The 21,010-nt window shown below is 35.4% G+C and carries 22 protein-coding genes; 1 reads left to right on the top strand and 21 read right to left on the bottom strand.

Annotation, left to right across the window (positions count from 1 at the left end; all coding sequences use genetic code 11):
* Positions 1-28: 28 nt before the first annotated feature.
* Genes ACQRDX_RS07375 through ACQRDX_RS07435 form a run of 13 tightly spaced genes read right to left on the bottom strand, consistent with a single transcriptional unit; the run spans position 29 to position 13,396 of the window.
* Positions 29-778, bottom strand: a complete 750-nt coding sequence (locus ACQRDX_RS07375) for a DUF4422 domain-containing protein (protein WP_427895707.1) — start codon at positions 776-778, stop codon at positions 29-31.
* Between the two features lie 9 nt (positions 779-787).
* Positions 788-1,702 carry a glycosyltransferase gene (locus ACQRDX_RS07380; protein WP_427895709.1) on the bottom strand — a complete coding sequence of 305 codons (915 nt, stop codon included), beginning with the start codon at positions 1,700-1,702 and terminating at the stop codon, positions 788-790.
* Positions 1,702-2,511: a LicD family protein gene (locus tag ACQRDX_RS07385; RefSeq protein ID WP_427895711.1), complete on the bottom strand. Its 810-nt coding sequence runs from the start codon at positions 2,509-2,511 to the stop codon at positions 1,702-1,704. Before ACQRDX_RS07385 ends, ACQRDX_RS07380 begins: the two co-directional genes overlap by 1 nt.
* Positions 2,512-2,528: 17 nt before the next feature.
* Positions 2,529-3,689, bottom strand: a complete 1,161-nt coding sequence (locus tag ACQRDX_RS07390) for a polysaccharide polymerase (protein ID WP_427895713.1) — start codon at positions 3,687-3,689, stop codon at positions 2,529-2,531.
* Between the two features lie 28 nt (positions 3,690-3,717).
* Positions 3,718-4,551, bottom strand: a complete 834-nt coding sequence (locus ACQRDX_RS07395; protein WP_427895715.1) for a glycosyltransferase — start codon at positions 4,549-4,551, stop codon at positions 3,718-3,720.
* Between the two features lie 3 nt (positions 4,552-4,554).
* On the bottom strand, positions 4,555-5,730 hold the full coding sequence (cps2T, locus tag ACQRDX_RS07400) for a beta 1-4 rhamnosyltransferase Cps2T (RefSeq protein ID WP_427895717.1): 1,176 nt from the start codon (positions 5,728-5,730) through the stop codon (positions 4,555-4,557).
* Between the two features lie 7 nt (positions 5,731-5,737).
* Complete coding sequence (glf, locus tag ACQRDX_RS07405; RefSeq protein ID WP_427895719.1) at positions 5,738-6,847, bottom strand: UDP-galactopyranose mutase; 1,110 nt, start codon at positions 6,845-6,847, stop codon at positions 5,738-5,740.
* A 9-nt stretch (positions 6,848-6,856) separates the two neighbouring features.
* Positions 6,857-8,308, bottom strand: a complete 1,452-nt coding sequence (locus tag ACQRDX_RS07410) for a flippase (protein WP_427895721.1) — start codon at positions 8,306-8,308, stop codon at positions 6,857-6,859.
* A 38-nt stretch (positions 8,309-8,346) separates the two neighbouring features.
* The gene (locus ACQRDX_RS07415; RefSeq protein ID WP_427895723.1) at positions 8,347-9,714 is read right to left on the bottom strand and encodes a sugar transferase; all 1,368 of its coding nucleotides are present in this window, start codon (positions 9,712-9,714) and stop codon (positions 8,347-8,349) included.
* Positions 9,715-9,740: 26 nt separating this feature from the next.
* Positions 9,741-10,475: a tyrosine-protein kinase gene (locus ACQRDX_RS07420; RefSeq protein WP_427895725.1), complete on the bottom strand. Its 735-nt coding sequence runs from the start codon at positions 10,473-10,475 to the stop codon at positions 9,741-9,743.
* A gap of 10 nt (positions 10,476-10,485) precedes the next feature.
* Positions 10,486-11,184 (bottom strand): Wzz/FepE/Etk N-terminal domain-containing protein, encoded by a 699-nt coding sequence (locus tag ACQRDX_RS07425; RefSeq protein WP_427895747.1) that lies wholly within the window; start codon positions 11,182-11,184, stop codon positions 10,486-10,488.
* A gap of 12 nt (positions 11,185-11,196) precedes the next feature.
* Positions 11,197-11,928, bottom strand: coding sequence for a capsular polysaccharide biosynthesis protein Cps4B (gene cps4B / locus ACQRDX_RS07430; RefSeq protein WP_427895727.1), 732 nt, complete (start codon positions 11,926-11,928; stop codon positions 11,197-11,199).
* Between the two features lies 1 nt (position 11,929).
* Positions 11,930-13,396: an LCP family protein gene (locus ACQRDX_RS07435; RefSeq protein ID WP_427895729.1), complete on the bottom strand. Its 1,467-nt coding sequence runs from the start codon at positions 13,394-13,396 to the stop codon at positions 11,930-11,932.
* A 299-nt stretch (positions 13,397-13,695) separates the two neighbouring features.
* Between ACQRDX_RS07435 and ACQRDX_RS07440 the strand changes: the two genes are divergently transcribed.
* Positions 13,696-14,628: a LysR family transcriptional regulator gene (locus tag ACQRDX_RS07440; protein ID WP_427895731.1), complete on the top strand. Its 933-nt coding sequence runs from the start codon at positions 13,696-13,698 to the stop codon at positions 14,626-14,628.
* An 11-nt stretch (positions 14,629-14,639) separates the two neighbouring features.
* Here the strand turns inward: ACQRDX_RS07440 and ACQRDX_RS07445 are convergent, their stop codons facing one another.
* From ACQRDX_RS07445 to ACQRDX_RS07480, 8 genes are all read right to left on the bottom strand, one after another.
* The gene (locus ACQRDX_RS07445) at positions 14,640-15,440 is read right to left on the bottom strand and encodes a hypothetical protein (protein ID WP_427895733.1); all 801 of its coding nucleotides are present in this window, start codon (positions 15,438-15,440) and stop codon (positions 14,640-14,642) included.
* Positions 15,440-16,150: a purine-nucleoside phosphorylase gene (gene deoD / locus ACQRDX_RS07450; RefSeq protein ID WP_427895735.1), complete on the bottom strand. Its 711-nt coding sequence runs from the start codon at positions 16,148-16,150 to the stop codon at positions 15,440-15,442. The genes ACQRDX_RS07445 and deoD overlap by 1 nt, the downstream gene beginning before the upstream one ends.
* Positions 16,151-16,192: 42 nt before the next feature.
* Entirely contained in the window at positions 16,193-16,897 is a 705-nt protein-coding gene (locus ACQRDX_RS07455; RefSeq protein ID WP_427895737.1) for a glutamine amidotransferase-related protein, read from the bottom strand.
* A 202-nt stretch (positions 16,898-17,099) separates the two neighbouring features.
* Positions 17,100-17,909, bottom strand: a complete 810-nt coding sequence (locus ACQRDX_RS07460; RefSeq protein ID WP_354369586.1) for a purine-nucleoside phosphorylase — start codon at positions 17,907-17,909, stop codon at positions 17,100-17,102.
* 18 nt (positions 17,910-17,927) lie between these two features.
* The gene (gene arsC / locus ACQRDX_RS07465; protein ID WP_427895739.1) at positions 17,928-18,344 is read right to left on the bottom strand and encodes an arsenate reductase (glutaredoxin); all 417 of its coding nucleotides are present in this window, start codon (positions 18,342-18,344) and stop codon (positions 17,928-17,930) included.
* Between the two features lie 3 nt (positions 18,345-18,347).
* On the bottom strand, positions 18,348-19,559 hold the full coding sequence (locus tag ACQRDX_RS07470) for a phosphopentomutase (protein WP_427895741.1): 1,212 nt from the start codon (positions 19,557-19,559) through the stop codon (positions 18,348-18,350).
* A gap of 15 nt (positions 19,560-19,574) precedes the next feature.
* Complete coding sequence (rpiA, locus tag ACQRDX_RS07475; RefSeq protein ID WP_427895743.1) at positions 19,575-20,246, bottom strand: ribose-5-phosphate isomerase RpiA; 672 nt, start codon at positions 20,244-20,246, stop codon at positions 19,575-19,577.
* Between the two features lie 465 nt (positions 20,247-20,711).
* Positions 20,712-21,010: LPXTG cell wall anchor domain-containing protein (locus ACQRDX_RS07480; RefSeq protein WP_427895745.1), on the bottom strand; the 299-nt coding region annotated here is incomplete at its 5' end.

Raw genomic sequence — 21,010 nt, forward strand, 5'->3', positions numbered from 1 at the left:
CAAACACTGTATTTATAGCGATTCACCGTTATTTCGTTAAGCCTAATTTTCTTTTAACACGATCAATAAAATGATCCTCAGTGAAATAGATTGGATACTCTTTTACTTTTAATGCTTGATGTTTTATCCAGACGTTTAATAATCTTTCCGCAACAAAACCAACCATACGCTTATTATAATTATCGTATTTACTGTAATCAATTGTTTTGTCTAATTTGAATAATATATCAAATAACCAGTCACAGTAAGTGTCGTAGACTTCTTTTTTCATAATGGACATGTTGCAGATATATCCTTTGTCTTGGTCTTCAAACCACTCGAAATCTTTTAAATATTCGGGATAGTCTTCCGATATGATTTGGCGACAACTCTCCCAAACCTCCGCATCGTGAATTTTGTTGAAATATTCACCTGCCTTATGTCCTAAAAATTCGTTAATACCGGTTAGAGAAACGATAACATCATATTTTGTCAAATCATTTCTAATATCTTTTTCTGACAAAATCCCAGATTTTCTAAAAATATAGCGATTTTTTGTAAAATATCGTCTGTAATGAGAAATTCCTACTATATCCTCGGAAGAGTGTTTCCATATCCAGTACATTCCAGTTAACTCACAAAAACTTGAATTTTTATCTGATATATTATCTTCAAAAGAGTTGTCTTTCAAGTCATATTCTTCTACGATATTCTTATTTGCTCCTACTACCAGAGGAACATAAATGGAATCCGAAGTAACAGATTCGAAAGGTTTATGCGTCATAATATAGTTTTTCATCTTTTTTTCCTATTTATTTCTTAAATTTATATTGCTTGTTAGGTCTGTCTGTTGACCATCTTCCTCTAGAAGTTCTAAATATCGTTCCAGAGAGTCACAAATCGCATTATTCATATAACGTACTTTTTTTAGCTCATTTTGCAGTGTTTTTCTTGTAGAAACACTATGATGATGTAAAACTTTGATTTTTGGTGAGTAAATCACCTTTAAGCCTAGTTGCTCACATTGGTAAGCTAAAATCTCGGTTTCAAAGTACATATAAGTTTTATCGTAAAATGCTACATCTCTCTTTGCAATAAACTTCTCAGACACAATCAAAAATGATCCGTGGATGATTGGGTTGATATAAGACTTGTTGACATCAATGGAAGAGAAGCTCTCTCTTCTTTTATGTACTAGAAATTTTAAGAAATTCCATCTCTTCAACTGTGCACGTAATGGCACGATATATTTGCTATCGCGTTTCTTCTTGTAATTTTCGTACTCTCTTTCAACCTCGTCTTTCGAATACAGTGTCAAACGTTTAGGGCTTTGATAACGCTTCTCATTTGTAGAGTAAATTTGCGGTCCAAGAACAGCGAAATCCTCCTCTTCATAGATTTTCTCTACTAGCTCTATAAAATCTGTCTGAGGAAGTTCAATATCATTATTAGCGATAGCGATAAACTTAGGATTAAAATGTTCCTTAGCATATTGATAGCCTCGATTATTTCCTTTGGCAAACCCTTCATTTTTATGATTTAAAAGAACGGTAACATTAGGGATTGAGTCATATAAGTCAAGTAGCACTTCCCCTGAACCATTTGGTGAAGCGTTATCAACAATTATGATTTCCTTATCCCCTTTAACATGATTTTGAATATTTTCAACAAATGCAGTTGTTTCTTCTAAGCTAATATAATGCAGTATGACAAAACAAAACATCAATCTACTTCCTTAATATGCTTCTTAAATTCGATATCCTTTTTCTTTGGGATAGTTGTTAGGTAATCATCACCGTACAATTTTTTCAAATAAATATCATATTCCTCAGGGACTAGAAACTCTCCTTCCTCAAAAGGTACCTTTGTCCCATCGCCCCATATTTCTCTCGGAAAAATTTCCTTACTATACAATGAACCTGTAATTGTTCCGATAAATTTACTTGTTCCTACATCGTTTCTACTATAAACATTATCAAGTAATTGATAAATATCATTTGAGCTATATAGTTTTTGAAGTTGTAGTAAACTCAATAATTTTAAAAATACCTGACGATACCATTTGTGCCCGGTCATATTCGCCGTTGCAAGACTACCTAAAATTCTTAGGCAATAAATCTTTAAATAGTATATCCCTCTCCCAATTTTCGTTGATGGAGCACCGTCTAAGGGAAGAATATCTAAAACAGCTACTCCAATGTGGTTATTAGACGGTAGATTAAGTTCCTCTTGATACTCTTTTTTTAGATAAACTCTTGGAAAATAGCATCTGGCATCACTATGGGAATGATATGAAATAATCTCGAATTGGCTTGAAAAGGATTCCTTTAGAGAAAGTTGAATCAGACGATTGAAATCATCTCTAGGAATAGCAATATCCACATCATCATCCCAAGGAACAAAACCTTTATATTTGATAGCTCCCATAACACTACCTCCACGTAAATAAAAGGTAATGTCATGTTTGCTACAAAACTCATTTAGCTGTGATAAAGCTTCGAATTCTAAATTTTGAATATCTTTTATGTTCAAAATAGTTTCCTCCTAGATTAAATTTCAGCTACTCCGATACTATGGCTTTTACTTTTATCATATAAGGAAGTCCCTAGTAAAACATAGAAAAAAATATTGTAAGCTGGACTAATAATAAACGCTTCGAATGTACAATTGATAGCGATAAATACAACAATGGTGAATAGTAAATAATTTTTTGAGGTATGAAGAGCAAAGGACTTCATTGTTAGATATAAAACAATCATAGCCACAAAGACAACTCCATACATAAACATCAATTTTAGATAAGAGCTATCAACATAGTTATATTCGATTGATGTCGCATCTGTATTTCCTCCAAAACCGATAAATCTTACAGTCGGATCTCCAAATAACTTTATATCATATGTCTCAAAAGCTAGTTTTCCTAAGTAAAGACGATTACTAAAAAGAGTATTTAATTGACGATACCATTCAATACCATTATCAAATGTTTCTGATACATAATAAATAAAAGTTGCCGCAATGGGATAAAGAAGTGATAAAAATTTTGTCGGTTTAAATTCAGGCTTGAAGTAATACCATAAAAAGATTAAATCTATTGTAAAAACGGACATTGCATTTAAGCGGGCATTACAAAAAATAACAATAAAAGCTGATAAAACAAAACCAAATATGGTTCTTATCCATATATGCTTCTGTCTGTAAAGATAGCTAGCAGCTGTATAAAGATAGAAGCAATGTGAAGCAAAGTCTGTTGGATAAACACTTCCAAATGAAATTCTTCGAACCTGCTCAACTCCCCTATATTGAATAAACACTAAGTTTGGTATAACTCCTAACAACGATAGGACAAATGTCAATCCAACTACAGAACCCACAGATATTATATAGATTTTTAATATCCTCTCTATATCAGCCCCATACAAACCAATGAATAATAGGATATAGACAAATAAGTAGGGATGTTTTATTTTTGCTAATAATATTAAGCCTACGCCCAAGAAAGCAAGCATAAAAAACAAATCGATAAGTTTATACTTTTTAATGAATAAAAATCTCATCAACAATAACAATGCTGCAATCAAATTTATTAAATAAGATTTCTCGGGAAGGATACCTGATAACATTGTTGTGTTAATAGTCTCTGTTATCAAAATAATAGACAGACCAAAAATAAGTAAAATATCACTAGGTATAATTTTGTAAGTTTTCATTAGTTATCTCTTAAAATTCAATCAATACTTATTTATTACCAATACTAAATTTTATCATCCATGTTAAGATTGACCAATCTTTATACTTCAAAGACTGCTCCACTCCCCAGGCAAAAATCTTGACATAAGCCAATTTAGATTTAATAAATCCTTGTTTTCGACAATATTTAATAAAATCAGGAATCAATAGCTCATAGCGCCTTTTTACAGCAGCTACTGAAGACATATGATTCTTTAATGAAAAATTATGATTGATAATAACAGGTAATTTATAGAAAGTTTTATTTCTTAAACGCTGGCTTCTACAAAAATCATGGTCAATCTGATCTAAAAAGAGATTTTCATCGTATCTGTAGTCTTTAAACACCTCTAATTTAATGGCAGTACAACTGTTAATACAATTAAATTTATCATTTCTAACAGGATCATCCGCATTTTTTAATTGTTTATACATAAGGTAGCCTGCTTCATTAGGTGAATAAAAATTCCCGTTTTGCGCCTGAATAACTGGAGCATAGATGTCAGCTCCATTAGATAGAGAAGCTTCCAAAGTATCAAAGTACTCTTGGGTAACATGGCTATCATCATCAAACCAAATTAAAACGCCATCACGGTCAGACAAAAAATCCAATACTTTATTATAGGCTTTTGATAGACCAATATTCTTTCCTTCTGTAATATATGTCCAACCACGCTCCTCAGAAACAGTTTGATTGTGTTTTGTAAATGATGGTTGATCACTATTGTCAAAAATAACGATAGAGATATCATGGCCTGATATACCTACCAAATTGTGACAAGTCTCTGCCTCGTCGACTCGAGAGTTGTAGGTTACAACAACTGCATAATATTTTGTTGCCATTATTTAAATTCCTTTATAAAAAACTTTTTCATATTCGTTTACAATATATTCCCAAGAAAATTTATCCAAAATTCTTTTCTGAGCAATCTCTGATAGTTGAGCAATTTGACTTTGATCATACATTTCTACTTGATTGATGATATCTGATAAGTCATCTTTTGACCAATAAACTGCCCCATCTAGTCCAACTTCTTTATTAAAACCAACATCAAGAAGAAGGTTCAACTTAGTCGATGACAAAGCCTCTAGTAGCGAAGGGTTCGTTCCTCCCACTTCGTGTCCGTGAATATAAGCAAAAGCATTCTCTCGGATGTACTTCAAAAGCTCTTGATCATATACTGTTCCCACAAATTTGATTCTACTATCCTGATCAAATCCCGTATTTTGTTTCAGTCGGTGATAAAATTTATTTTCCTCAACATTGGTAATCAGAATAAAGTCCTTTTTAGAATCAGATTTCATAAACTCTCGAATCATTGACTCATAGTTATTCTCTGGAACAAATCGACCTACAACGAGATAGTACTCATTTTCTTTAATTTGCTTCATATTAAACCATGATCTTACCTTCTCATCATCCTCGGTCAATTGTGATGAAGTTGTATCAGTTCCATAAGCAATATAAGTTGTTTTAGGATCGTATTGCTTATAATCTTGTTTAATATAAGTTTCAATGTTTTTGCTATCACAAATTAATAGATCGGCATGTTTTACCATCAATTGCTCAGAATACTTCCAATATTTTCTGACTGGCAAACTCCACTTAGCACGAAGCCATTCATGTCCATCTGGATTTACGTAAAGCAATCCATTTATACGTTTAATCCTTTTCTTAATGTGCCCAATAAACGGACCAATGCGACAAGCCAATACATAAAAAATTGGATTTTGATCATTGTTTTTCTCTGCCAAGTCAATTGCTCGATTTAAAGCTAAAATATCATAATAGATTGCCCGAGCAGGACCGATTTTGGGAACAGAGATGTTAAAGCAAGTTGCGCCATTGTACTCAAAAATCTCCTCACTTATACCTGATTTTTCAGAGTTCTCTTCCATACATGCAACATAGTATTTAATATCCGTATTGACTTGATTCTCTGTTAATTTTTCTACAAAAGTTTCAAATCCACCATACTTGGCAGGAATTCCTTTTGAACCGATAATATATACTGATTTCATACCTTTTTTATTTCACTTCTTTTCTTACACATTGCAATGCCGCTGCAATGACTTGGTGCATATCATAATAACGATAGTGTCCTAAACGACCACCAAAGATAACATTTTCTTGTTTTTCAGCCAACTCTTTATAGGCTTTATAGAGATGGTTGTTGCGATCATTGTTAACAGGATAGTAAGGCTCATCGCCTTTTTGCCATGTCTGTGAATGCTCTTTGGTAATAATTGTTTTCGATTGTGTCCCAAATTCAAAATGTTTATGCTCGATAATGCGAGTATATGGTGTTTCACTGTCTGTGTAGTTGACAACAGCGTTACCTTGATAATTTTCCATATCAAGCGTCTCTGTTTCAAAACGGAGACTACGGTACTCTAGCTCACCAAGCTCATAGTCAAAGAACTCATCAATCATACCTGTAAAGACAATTTTAGGGTAATCTGCAAGGTACTGCTCTTTATTGGCAAAAAAGTCAACACCTGTCTCAACATCAATATTGTCATGACTAAGCATTTTTTCAACGATTTGAGTATAACCTCCAATTGGAATACCCTGGTAAGTATCGTTGAAATAGTTGTTATCATAAGTTAGTCGCACTGGTAAACGACGGATGATGAAGGCTGGAAGCTCTGTACAAGGTTTCTCCCATTGTTTTTCAGTATAGGATTTAATTAACTTTTCATAGATATCGGTTCCAACAAGTGAAATGGCTTGCTCTTCTAAGTTTTCAGGTGTTTTTCCACCGAGGACTGCGCGCTGTTCTTCAATTTTAGCTTGTGCTTCTGCCGGTGTCACCACACCCCAAAGTTTATTAAAAGTATTCATGTTGAAAGGTAAGTTATAAATCTCACCCTTATAGTTAGCAATAGGAGTATTAGTATAACGATTGAACTCTGCAAACTGGTTAACATAATCCCAAATTTCTTTATCAGAGGTATGGAAAATATGTGCCCCATACTCATGAACTTGGATTCCCTCTACTTCTTTCGTGTAGATATTTCCTGCAATGTGATTGCGCTTTTCAATCACTTTTACTTTTTTTCCTTTTAAAGCTGCTTCATGAGCAAAAACCGCCCCAAACAAGCCACTACCAACAACTAAATAATCATATTTTGACATGATATACTCCTATTTTTTAATTTTTTGAATAAATGACTGAGAAATTTCTGTAATGAAACTTTCTTTCAACAACACTAACATCATACCATAAGTCCCAAAGAAAACCATTGCTGTTATCACCAGTTGGAAAAAAACCGTTAATGACACGACATTTTTTAAAAGAATGGTCAATACTGTAGCCAAAGTTAAGCTAATAAGCAATTTATTAAATTGAACTTGCTTGATAATAGGTAACATAAATTCTTTTATAAAGATAAATTGAACCATTGTCACTGCAAATTCCGCAACAGAGCCTGAAATTGCCGCACCACTAGCACCTAAGCTTGGAATCAAAAAGATATTCAAGGCTATATCAACCAAGGCTCCTATAATCGTTGAATAGACAACTAATTTTTCACGATTCGTCGGAACTAAAATTTGAATGCCCATTAAATTAGATAAACCAATAAAAAGAACGGTTGGCATGATAAACTGCATAGGCTGCGTAGCTGGTAAAAAATCACTACCTGATAAGAATAATATGGACTCTTGACTTACTAAAATAAAATAAACTACTAAAGGTAGAGAGATTAAAAGTACAAAACTTAGTGCCTTTTGTGTCAGACGCTCAAACTCATCAGTATTTCCCTGCTCATGATGATAGGACAAACGTGGCAGTAAGACGGCTCCTAGTGATGTCACTACACTGACCAAAATCTGTTTAATCTTAACAGCCGCAGAATAATATCCCACAGCTTCATCCCCCTTTACAAAACCAAGCATGGTAGTATCCACATTTAGATAAATAGTAGAAGACACGGTTAATAGAAAGAAGGTTAAAGACGGTCTAATGTGCTGCTTAATGTCTAGCTTTTCAGTTACCTTTTCTGGAAACATCGTCCGTAGATGAATAAAATTTAAGAAATTAGATCCCACTGCAGCAACAACTGTAATTGCCCCATAAATAACATAATCATCACTTGAACGAACAAAAAGAAACATCAAAATGACAGATATTATCTTGAAGATAATCGATCGGATAGTAATATAGGAGTACTTTTCTAAACCTTTATAAAGCCAATCCACTCCTAAGACATTAAAAATCAGTGTAGAAGATAAAATCAAATAAAGCTCTTTTTCCACATAGAGTTTATCAATAGATAAAACTGTCACAAAAAGGGCTAACAATGCAATAGACATCACAATCGCATTAAAAACCATGATTTCCTTAACTGTTTTATGTAGAATCCTTTCATCATCCCGGACCTTTGCTGTCGCTCGTATTCCGTAGGTTGGAATCCCCATCATTCCCACCATTGAAAAATAGGTAATGATGGATGTTGCAAATGTCACCGTTCCGACTCCACTGGCTTGGAGTACTCTAGAAACATAAGGGAAGGTGATAAGAGGAAATACAAAATTTGAAATCGTTAAAATAAAATTCATGATGAAGTTTATTTTAACTGAATTATTTTTTTTCATAGAAACACCAATATGCGATAAAGGAAGTAAACAGGGGACTATTTACTTCCTTCACGCCTTAATACAACCTCTACTGTTTTAAATAAAATTTTGATATCTAGCCAAATTGACCAATTTTTTATATAGGTTAAATCTAGTTTAACGACATCTTCAAAGTCTGTAATGTTGCTACGACCAGAAGTTTGCCACATCCCCGTAATTCCAGGCTTTGCCGCTAATCGTTTAAAATGATGCAACTCATACTTCTGATATTCTTCAAGTGTTGGAGGTCTTGTCCCGACAAGTGACATATCCCCCTTTAAGACATTTAAAAATTGAGGGAGCTCATCTAAAGACCAGTCTCGAATTTTTTGTCCGAAAGGGAAGATACGCGGATCGTGGTCCATTTTAAACATTAAGTCTGTCGTCAAATCATTCTGCGCCATTAACTCTTTTTTGCGCTCCTCAGCATCTAGATACATACTTCTAAACTTATAGAGTGTAAAAATCTTACCATTTTTCCCAACACGCTTTTGTTTAAAAATCAAAGGACCTTTTGACTGTTTTTGAACAATTGGATAGATAATCAGAGCCACTATTCCTGTCAAAATCAAACCTATAAGAGCTCCTACAATATCAATGATGCGTTTCAAGAAGACTAAACGATAATGAGTGTTGTTTAATGCACTTGTAACAAATGTGGTATTCTCCAATTGTTGAACAAAGATACTTGACAAGTTATCTTCAGATAAACTCAAGGATACCGGAATCCCCATAGCGTTAAAAAAATGTTGTTCTTCAATAAACTCTTGCCTAGCATCACTATCAATAAAGACCTCTTGAATCTCATTGTGTTGTAACAAATGTTGAACCTCTTCAAAATTACGTAAAATTGGCTCTTTGACAACATCACTGACATGTTGGCTGAGATAAGCTACCACTTGATAATGATTTTTTTCCAACAAGTTTAACATCTGAAAATCAGTGGTAAAATTAGTTACAAAAAGAATTTTCTTTTTCTTAGTTGTTAAATTATCTGAGGCTTTTCTCGACAGGTATCTAAGAGAAAAAATCAAAATAAATTGAATTACAAACTGAACCAAGAGATAAGATAAACTAAGTTGTGTCACATATGTCTTTCCAATATACTGACTCAAAAATATAATGACAACAAAAACTGTACTCAATTTTATGGAAAAAGTTAGTGTATAAACTAACTCTTGCTTCAAGCGTCGTCTATGCGCTAAAGAATAATCATTAGATAAAATGGTAAATGCAAGGGTCAAAATTAATTGTAAAAGTAAAAATTTCCAACTATTAAAAAAACCATAAGAAAATCTAAGAGATAAGAGGTAGAATGAAATGGCAACTGCTAAGCTATCAGCTAGTAAATAGAAAATTTTTCTTAGCGATGATTCCGTGTACATATGGAGGTCCCTTCTACTTTATCATTTTACTTTTTCTTATTTCTGCGGTTTTTTGTTTTCGACTCTTTAACAGTTTTTCCGTATTGACCATATTCGCCATATTGACCATAGGCACCGTAACTATCCAAAGTATTGTCAACTTTATTTAAAATAACTCCAAGAAACTGGGCATGTGACTGTTCCATCTGTTCTTTTGCTTTTTGGACAAAGCGACGTTTGACGCCATTTGCTTCTGTGACAATAATAGAAGCATCGCAACGCTGAGCGATAATAGCTGAATCAATAACCAATCCAATCGGAGGAGAGTCAACAACCACATAATCATAAAGTTGTTTGGTAGTTGACATCAAGGCATCAAAATTTGCATTTTGTAGTAAACTAGTAGGATTTGGGGGGACATGTCCTGACGGAATAACATACAAATCTTCTACATTCGTATCACAGATTGCTTCAGATAACTCACAATTTCCTGATAAAAAGGCTGTTAATCCCTGAATTCGAGTAGTTGGCTTAAATGTTCCTGAAATCACAGAGTTACGGATATCTGCATCAATTAATAAAGTTTTATATCCAGCACGTGCAAAGGATAGAGCTAGATTGGCAGCGGTTGTTGACTTACCTTCTCCAGGCTGTACAGATGTTAAAACAATCGTTTTTAATCCTGATCCGCTAAATTGAATATTTGTTCGAATAGAATTAAAATACTCCTCTACTTTTTTAGCTAATAACGCTTTGTTTCTGACTAATTCTAACTGTGGCATCTATCTTCTCCTATTTCAACTTATCTGTATTGGGTACCATGCCAATAAGAGGCATTCCTAGTATTTCCTCGATATCCTCTGGACGTTTAATGCGGTCATCAAGGATTTCTCTAACAAGAACTGTTGCAACAGCAATAAAGCCTCCAATTAAAAATCCTAGCGCAACATTTCTCTTAATATTAGGTGATGATGGCTCAGTAGGTGCCTCTGCTGGATCAACTTCCTCAACATTATCAACCTTTGTAACGGCCTTAATTTTTTCCGATGCTATTACCCTGATTGCGTTGGCAATACGAGCTGCTTCCTTAGGATCTTCATCTGATACACTAATTGATATGATTCGAGTATTCGTAGGAATTTCTACAGTTAATTTTGATAATAACTCATCTGCTGTAATCGACAACCCTTCTTCTTCAATGACTTGTTGACGAACATCTTTCGAAGAAATAATCTCTTTGTAATCCTTAACGAGATAGTCACCTGCTTGCAAATCTTGAGCAGTTAATGCATTCTCAGCTGCTGCTTTTTGATTACCAACATAAAAACTTGTCGTAGAAGTATAAGTTGGTTTAATCAAAAACAATGAAATCAACAAAGCAATAGTTGCAAAAAATACTGCGACTAAGGTAATCAAGAATTTTTTTGACCATAACTTTTTGAGCAATAACAACATATCAATTTCCATACTTGGATTTTGTTCCTTCATAATATCTCCTATAATTTATATAAATTTATCTTCTAATAACAGTTGAGGGTTCTCTTTAAACAGCTCTTCTGCCTTATCTTGCCCATATTCAGTAGCAATTGTATCAAAAGCCGCTTTCATGTAGGGAGGACGTTGGTCAAGATTATGCATATCACTCGCAACACAATGAACTAAATCATTTTCTAGAAAGTATCGTGCGCGCTTTTTAAACTCTCTATGTTTGTCTCCCATTAACTTTGGTTTTAAAACATGGTTGCTATTAATCTGCGTGTAGCATCCTTTACTGATCAGTTCTAAAACACGATCTTTATTAAACTCCAGTGCATCATATCGCTCGATGTGAGCGATAACTGGAGTCAATCCTAAAAGCAAAATATTATTGATTGCTTCTTGCATCTCACGCCACGGGGTCCCTTTACTAAACTCCAACAAAATATAACGCGTGTAATTCAATCTTGGAACTTGCTTTTTCTCAAGTTTACTAGGCAACTCTTTAGTATAGTATAATTCACCACCAAAACCTAAAATCAAATCTGGAAATTGCTTTTTAGCTTCCTCTCTAACTTTTGAAAAATTCGATTTTATGGTTTGCTCTGGTGTTTCAAACATCCCTTTACGACGATGCGACGTCGCGATAATGACTCTAACACCTTGGGCATAAGCCTCACCTATCAGAGCAAGACTCTCCTCTAGGTTTTTAGGACCATCATCAACTCCGAATATAATATGAGAGTGGATATCAATCATCTTATTTTCCTTCCATTGTAGATTGGATTTTTTCTTTCATCTGATTTAAGCTAGCATCATCAACTTGCATCATATAAAGACTAGCACCAGGCATAGCGTACGATGACAACTCACCTGTACTTCCAGTTCCCTCTAGAGCTTGAGATTCAACTGTATAAGCTCCACCTGAAGCTAATTGCGCATTTGCCAAGGTCATCATAGTATCAACAGGCATATTAGTTTGGATAGAATCCGATAAACCTTCGATAATGGCGTTGTAGTTTGTAATAGAATTAACAGATGCTAGTTTATTAATTAAAGCAGCAATCACTTTTTCTTGGTTTTTTCCACGATCATGATCCCCATTTGTGAGAGAATAACGCTCGCGTACAAAACCTAATGCCTTATCTGAATCTAAATGAACCTGACCAACTGGGAAATGATAATTTCCATGTAAACTAGTAAATTCTTGATTATTGGTCACATCTACTCCACCAACCAAGTCAATCAATTTTAAGAAACTCGTAAAGTTTAGACGGGCATAGTAATTAATATCAATACCATATAGATTTTCTAAGGTGTGGATGGAGGCATCAACACCGTAGATACCAGCGTGAGTCAATTTATCGTACTGATCATTTCCGCCATCAGCAATCTTAACATATGAATCACGCGGTGTTGTCGTCAACAAAACTTTCTTTGTCTTGCGGTTAACCGTCATAATGATATTAACATCAGAACGAGAGACAGATGATATTGATCCAAATGTATCAATCCCTGAAATATAAACATTAAACACGTCTGTTGAGGAAGTTGTCTCCTTCGCAGCAGAAACTTCTTTTTCAACCTTATAAGTATAGATCGTGCGGAGTTTATCTGCATAGTCTGGATAAGTCAACTCCAGAAGATTAGCATAGCCACTGTTAAGTACCATAGCTTTACTTGAATCCGACAAAAGACTTTCATAAGCTTTTTGATATGACTCTACCTTTTCTATAGACAATGTCTTACCTTCATTTGTTTCAACATCTTTAATCAAAGCATCAATATTTGACTGGTCATTATCTGTTGGTGCTAAAACAGAGGTCAAATCTGCCACACTATTGATAGTGCTATCTTTAGGTACAACAATCGTCATTTCATATTCGGAAACAGATGCTGTTTGATTCATTTTATCTAAGGCATCAACGGCACTTTTAGAGACATATAAGGCCACACCTGAACCAAACAATGAAACAAGCAATAAAAGAAAGGTGAAAAGCTTAGCCTTCTTCATTATCACTAAAACAAGAGCAAGGATAAATATCCCTACAAGGACAGCTGTAATAATAATATTTAAACTGGATATGTTTAAAATATTATAAGTAAACATCATCACAACTGTAATAGCTGCCACTATACCATAGAGCAATAATAAACTAAGATTAAGAAGACCAAGAATATTAGAACTATTTTTCTTTTTTCGGCTCCGTCTCGCCTGATTAGACATGCTATTTCTCCTAAAAATCAAAATTTCAATCATCTTATTATACCTAAATTATTCTTTAATAGCAAGGTATGGTCGGAGACAATTAAGTTGATCAGCTTTTCTCTTATGGCAAAACTTTATAAACAGATGTAAAAAATTGCACACTAGCTAAAAATATTAGAGATATATTTTTCATTTTTTTGTAATCCACCTTGATCATATAGAAATAATTTTATTCTTGGCAAGTTTTATAATCACTGTCCTTTTCTCTATTCTTCAATTTTATTTTCAGATAGGTTGATTTATGCTAAAATAGTTCTATGCGAATTCAACAATTACATTATGTCATCAAAATCGTCGAAACTGGGAGCATGAATGAAGCTTCCAAGCAACTTTTTATTACACAACCCAGTCTGTCCAACGCCGTACGTGATTTGGAACGCGAGATGGGAATTGAAATTTTCATCCGAAATCCAAAAGGAATTACCCTCACCAAAGACGGCGTAGAATTTTTATCCTACGCACGTCAAGTCGTTGAACAAACTGCACTTCTCGAAGAACGTTATAAGTCGAAATCTTCAAACCGTGAGTTATTTAGTGTCTCTGCTCAACACTATGCTTTTGTGGTCAATGCCTTTGTATCTCTTCTAAAAGGAGCTGATATGAGCCGTTACGAGCTTTTTTTACGTGAAACAAGGACCTATGAAATTATTGAGGATGTTAAAAATTTCCGTTCTGAAATTGGTGTCCTTTTCCTAAATAGTTACAATCGAGATGTCTTAACCAAAATGTTTGACGATAACCGTCTGACCTACACCTCGCTATTTAAAGCTCATCCTCATATTTTTGTAAGTAAAAGCAACCCATTAGCAAGTAAAAGCAAGGTTAATCTGGCTGATTTAGAAGATTTCCCTTATCTAAGCTATGACCAAGGGATCCACAATTCATTTTATTATTCAGAGGAAATTCTTTCACAAATTCCTCATAAAAAATCAATTGTCGTCAGTGATCGTGCCACATTATTCAATCTTCTTATTGGTTTAGATGGTTATACGATTGCCACTGGTATCTTAAATAGTAACCTAAACGGTGATAATATTGTCTCAATTCCATTGGAAGTGGATGATGAAATAGACATCGTCTATTTAAAACACGAAAAAGCTAATCTTTCTAAAATGGGAGAAAAATTTATCGACTACTTATTAGAAGAAGTAAAATTTAATCAAACTGATAACAAAAACACAAAGGACTGAGCGTTCACTTCTCAGTCCTTTGTGTTTTTTAAACTTTCTTTTAATAGAGGGATAATGACCTCTTGATTAGCTTTATCAAAGTAATACGGCCGACTACTATAGTTGACACCTATTTCTTTGACAAGAAAAATCATCAAATCTAAAAAAACTTGAGAGGAAAATCCTGTACTAGAAGCTAAAATCTCTTCATCAAAAGGCTTTATTAGATGGGCTAATGGATTTCTTATTGATTTTTCAAAATGCCTTAGCTTTCTAACCGACGTGATGACTTCATTCGGGTAGTCCATACACTCAATCAAACTTAAAAGACTAGATGAGTTGACTAAGGGTTGATGCTTATTTTGTTTATAAAAAGCTTTGAGATAGGGATTATCGCTCTTTTCAATCCTATCCAAGCGCCACTTATCGTAGCTGGTGTCTTTGGAATTGTGGATGTACTCCTCTAAGTCAGGGAGTTTTTTTGTGATTAAAGCCAAATAAATCCGATAGATCAACGGACTTGAAGCACGGCAAAAGTCAATTAAATCCCCTACACGAACTTTTGCTTCTAAATCAAGTAAATAATTTGCTAAGCGTTCTTTTTCAAGTTCCTTGTTCTGACTCAGTGTAAATCGATAGCGTGCAAAAAACTTTCTTGCTTGCTCCTCTTCAAACACTAAATCCAGCTTCAACTCTCTACGCTCTGAAAGCAATTGAAGAATGAAAGATAAGTCTGCTGGAGCATCTTTTATGAGTTTTACAGTATCAAGGGCTTGCTTGTAATAATAATTTTTAGCAAAGCTATCAATTTGTTCATAAAGTAAATATGACATTATTCTGTAATAAGTGTTTCTAGTCCAACTTTCATCATATCTGTGAAAGTATTTTGGCGCTCCTCAGCTGTTGTATCTTCTTCAGGATTAACAAGACTATCTGAAATCGTCATCATTGCAAGAGCCTGTACACCATGCTGAGCTGCTATATAGTAGAGCGCTGCTGCTTCCATCTCAACAGCTTTAACACCAAGCTCACCTAACTTGAGATTGCGCTCAAACATATTAGAGTAGAAGACATCTGAAGACAGAACACTTCCAACGTGTGTTGTTACTCCCATGTTTTCAGCGATATGATAAGCCTTATCTAGTAAGCTGAAATCTGCGATTTGTGGGAAATCATACTCTGGAAAATCATTTCGAATGATATTTGAGTTTGTTGCTGCCGCTTGAGCTAGCACCAGTTCACGAACGTGGATATCTTTATTTAGAGAACCTGCTGTTCCAACACGGATCAGTGTTTTGACACCATAATCAACAATTAACTCACATGCATAGATAGAGATAGATGGCATCCCCATTCCTGTCCCCATGACGGACACACGGTGTCCTTTGTAGGTACCAGTATAACCTAGCATACCACGGACATTATTAAAACAAACAGCATCTTCTAAAAAATTTTCAGCAATAAATTTCGCTCGAAGTGGATCTCCAGGAAGAAGGATTTTATCTGCGATTTCGCCTTGTTTGGCTTCAATATGGATTGACATAATAGTTCCTTTCAATATGTTTGATGTAAGTTTTTTAATATTTTATCCCGTCAAAGCATCTAAAAATTGTTCTAAAACATGATTCATTTCTGAATAATCGTATCCTAACATAGCATTTGCTTCTTGGAGATATAGATGTGATTTAGCCTTTTCATTATAGTCAACTTCTTCTGCCAACAACGCTTCAATCAAGGGTTTTGAAAATTCTAAATGGCACTGGAAAGCGTAGTGCTTACTACTATATTTGACAATCTGTCTTGGACAACCTTGGCTGACCGCTAATACTTCACTAGTCTCAATCAACCCAGGCATATCTCCATGCCAATGACCGACCGTCAAACTTTTACCAAATGCTTTTAGACACTCATCAGCCTGTCCAGATTCCGTAAGAGAAATCGGAAAGTTACCAATTTCCTTTTCAGGACTATGTTCAACCGTTGCGCCATAAGCTTCCCCCAATAACTGCGCTCCCAAGCAAACTCCGATAATCAGCTTATCAGCCTTGATGAATTCCTGTATCAAACTAATTTCAGCTAGCGCATCAAAATAAGGACATTCCGAAAGTTTCGTTGTAGGGCTTTGCGGACCACCCATGATAATTAACATATCGTAGATAGAAGAATCTTTTGGTAAACAATCTCCCTCATAAAGTTTGGTTACACTAAGCTCATGACCACGATTTTTAGCCCATTCCCAGTATGTTCCTGGTGCTTCAAAAACTTCATGTACGATAAAATGGATCTTCATTAGAACTCCTAGTATTTCCAATTTTATTTACTTATCTTTTTTGTTTTTCTCTTTCTCCAAGAGATGTAGCCCAAACATTGACGAGCCGATTCCTAGAAAAATAATTCCCCAAGTTTTTTCTGAGGTAAGCAAATAAACGATTCTTGCAAGGTAGTTTAAAATAGCTGCTATCAAAGAGAAAACTTTGGTGTTAATAGTCATCTTACAATTCTGCTAAAATAGCCTTGACCAAGCCTTTGAAGTTTTCTTTGATTTGCTCAGTGACTTCTACCACTTCTTCGTGGTTAAGTTCTGATTGGAAACCAGCTGCAAAGTTTGTAATGGCTGAGATTCCCAAGACTTTCATGCCTGAGTGAGCTGCTACGATAACTTCTGGTACTGTTGACATCCCAACGGCATCAGCTCCGAGAGTCTTAAAGGCACGGATTTCTGCAGGTGTTTCATAGGTTGGACCGGTCACACCGATATAAACTCCTTCTTCCAGTTTGATACCAAGTTTTGTAGCGACATCATGAGCTTTTTGACGGTATTCTTTGGTATAAGCATTAGACATATCTGGGAAACGTGGCCCAAACTCTTCTAAGTTTTCACCAATTAATGGGTTTTGACCAGTCATGTTGATGTGGTCTGTAATCGCCATAAGGGTACCTGGTCCATAGCCAATCCCCCCTGCAGCATTGGTTACAAGAACCCCTTCACAGCCAAGGGCTTTCATGACACGAACCGGGAAAGTAACCACCTCAAGTGGATTTCCTTCATAAAAATGGAAACGTCCTTGAAGTGCCAAAACTTTGCGGCCAGCTAAGTCACCATAGACCAATTTACCAGCGTGTCCAACAACTGTTGATTTTCCCCAGTTAGGAATATCTGAATAGTCGATGACAATCGCATTTTCGACTTCTTCTGCCAACTCTCCTAAGCCTGATCCCAAAATCAGGCCAAATTCAGGTGCTAAGATTCCTTTTTCTTCTAAAAAAGATTTTGTTTCATAAATTTTTTTCATTAAAGACATAGCTTTCTCCGTTTTACATTATTTCTTTATTTCTGCCGAAATGACTTCGCCATCCTCTTTTACAAAAGGACTTGTCAAGGGGACAGGTAAGATTTCTAAAACCTTCTCCGAAGGACGACAAAGTCTGGTGCCTTTTGAGGTGATCACAATAGGTCTGTTAATCAGGATAGGTTCTCTCAACATAGCTGATAAGATCTCATCATCACTTACCCCTTCTCTATCTAATCCTAATTCAAGATACGGGGGAACATTAGTCCTCAAAAGGTCTCTAACAGAAAGATGCATATCTGCTATCAATCTCTGTAACTCCTTTTTTGTCGGAGGTGTTTCAAGATATAAAATCACCTCAGGCTCTAAGCCAACGTATTTAAGTAGGGCTAAGGTATTTCGTGATGTGCCACATGCTGGATTGTGATAAATCGTAACTTTTTCCATGACTTATACCAATTGTTCCAAGAAACTCTCACCAATCATAGCCTTATCTACTCCAAAATTTTCTGCAATGGTGGCTGAAATATCAGAGAAATGCCCAACAGGTAAAACACCACTACCTTTGAAAGACTTGCTATAAGCTAGAAGTGGGACATATTCACGTGTATGATCTGTTCCTGCATAGGTTGGATCATTTCCGTGATCTGCTGTAATCAAAAGTAGATCATCTTCTTTTAGACTTGCTAGAATTTCTGGTAAACGGGCATCAAATTCCTCTAAGCAATCACGATAACCTTCTGTATTACGACGATGTCCATATACAGCATCAAAATCTACCAAGTTTGTGAAAGAAAACCCTTTATCAAATGTTGGTAATTTTAAAGTTTCCAATAAAACATCTACACCATGAGCATTTGATTTGGTGTGCCCCATATCGTTGGTAATCCCAGATCCGTTAAAAATATCGCTAATTTTTCCAACAGAATAAGTAGGAATACCTGCGTCAGCTAGTTTATTTAAAACAGTATCTTGGAATGGTGAAACTGCATAATCATGACGGTTAGCTGTTCGTGTGAAGTTCCCTGGCTCACCCACATAAGGACGGGCAATAATACGTCCAAGAAGCGCTGGACGCTCAAGCGTAATCGAGCGTGCGTATTCACAAATACGATAAAGTTCATCAAGAGGGATAATATCTTCATGCGCTGCAATTTGGAGAACAGGATCGGCCGAGGTATAAACGATCAACTCTCCAGTCTCCATTTGGCGAGACCCAAAGTCATCAATAACGGCTGTACCAGAGTAAGGTTTATTGGCTTCACGAATGATTTTACGACCAGAGAACTCTTCAATCTTGGTTAAGATTTCTTCAGGGAAACCATCCCAAAAAGTATCAAATGGCTCAGTAATATTAAGCCCCATAATCTCCCAATGTCCTGTCATGGTATCTTTTCCAAGTGAGACTTCTTCTAGTTTGGTCGCATAACCTGTTGGAGCCTTCTCTTTTGGAACTGTCGCAAGAGCAGTATCACGAGGGATATTTCCAAGACCGATTTTAGCCATATTTGGAACAGTTAGTCCTGCTGTTTCAGAAATGTGCCCCAAGGTATCTGACGTTGTATCAGGTATACCTGCATTAAAAAATTGATCTGAATCTGGTGCTGCGCCGATACCTACAGAATCCAAAACGACAAGATGAATACGATTAAATTTTGACATAACCTCTCCTTTTCCTTACGCCTCTAAAACGGTCACACCATTTTGACCAGCGACTACAACTTTTTTTACCATTTGATTAAATAATCCATGCTCAACTACTCCAACCATTTGCTTGAGTTCTTTTCCTAGAGCAATAGGATCTTCAATACGACCAAGGTCTAAATCAATAATATAATTTTTCATATCTGTGACAAAACGTTGCCCATCTTTTTCACGAAAGGCAGGTTTGTAACCCTTTTTTTCAAAGATTTTAAAGACTTGCATGGCACCATATTGAACGACTTCAACAGGGAGTTTAAAAGCACCTAAAGTATCTACTAGCTTAGACTCATCTACCACCCAAATGTAATCCTTACTCGGTGTGGCTACAACTTTTTCCATCAAAAGTGCTCCACCACCACCTTTGATGCCATTAAAGGCAGGATCTACCTCATCTGCACCATCGACGGTTAAATCAACCTCATCAACATCATCGATATCTTTGAGTGGAATACCTAGTTCTTGAGCTTGCTTTGAAGTGACACTTGATGTTGTGACTCCAATAATATTAAGACCTTCTTCTTTCACAAGTCTTCCGACCTCTTCAACAAAATAAGAGGTTGTAGAACCCGTTCCCAACCCTAGAATCATATTGTCTTTAACAAACTCTGCTGCTTTTAGAGCAGCTTGTTTTTTTAACGCTTCCATCATTGTCTCCTTAGACCATTTAATACCTTTATTATACCATGAATACTATTATTTTTGATAGTGGAAATCTAAGCTTTTTCCCGCTTAGCCAATCAAGACATTTGCTAGAAATGACAAGAATAAAAATAAAATTCAATTTCAATAAAGAATACTACTATAAAAAAACTGATATCTAAACACTTCACAGGTTAAAGTGATAAATGTCAACTAAAAACTAGTCTTACTGATTTAATCCCTAGATACAGGACAAGTAGATAACATACCCCACCTAACTAAGTTTCTGATCTTTTTGATTGGTTGAGTCTTACGAACAAATTGGAAGTGATAATATCGCTTTTTTTATAATAGAAAAAACACTCCCGTGTCTATCTTACTAGATATTACAAGAGTGTTTCCTCACAAACGTGTCTTGAGTAGTGTCTCACCTTCTCTCTTTTATTCAATTTATTATCTTTAAATGATCAACTAATCTTCTTTTCTTCGCTTCACTACTGTATTCAATACACCAAGTAGTAAACCAATCCCTGCTACAAAAGCAATACCGGAGTCACTCTCACCTGTACTTGGTAATGTTCTTTGTTCAATCACTTCTGAAGTTGATTCTTGCGGTACATCCGAGATAGATGGTACTGCCGAATCTACTGGGCTAGTTGGAACACTTGGAATGACGTTTTTTGGAACTACAGGTCTAGGGATACTTGGATTTAATGGTGTATAAGTAATCGGAGTATCCTTGCCTGGATCTGATGGAACCGGTGGTAATG

It is taken from the genome of Streptococcus sp. SGI.013 (genome assembly GCF_050315295.1).
Classification (GTDB): Bacteria; Bacillota; Bacilli; order Lactobacillales; family Streptococcaceae; genus Streptococcus; species Streptococcus porcorum.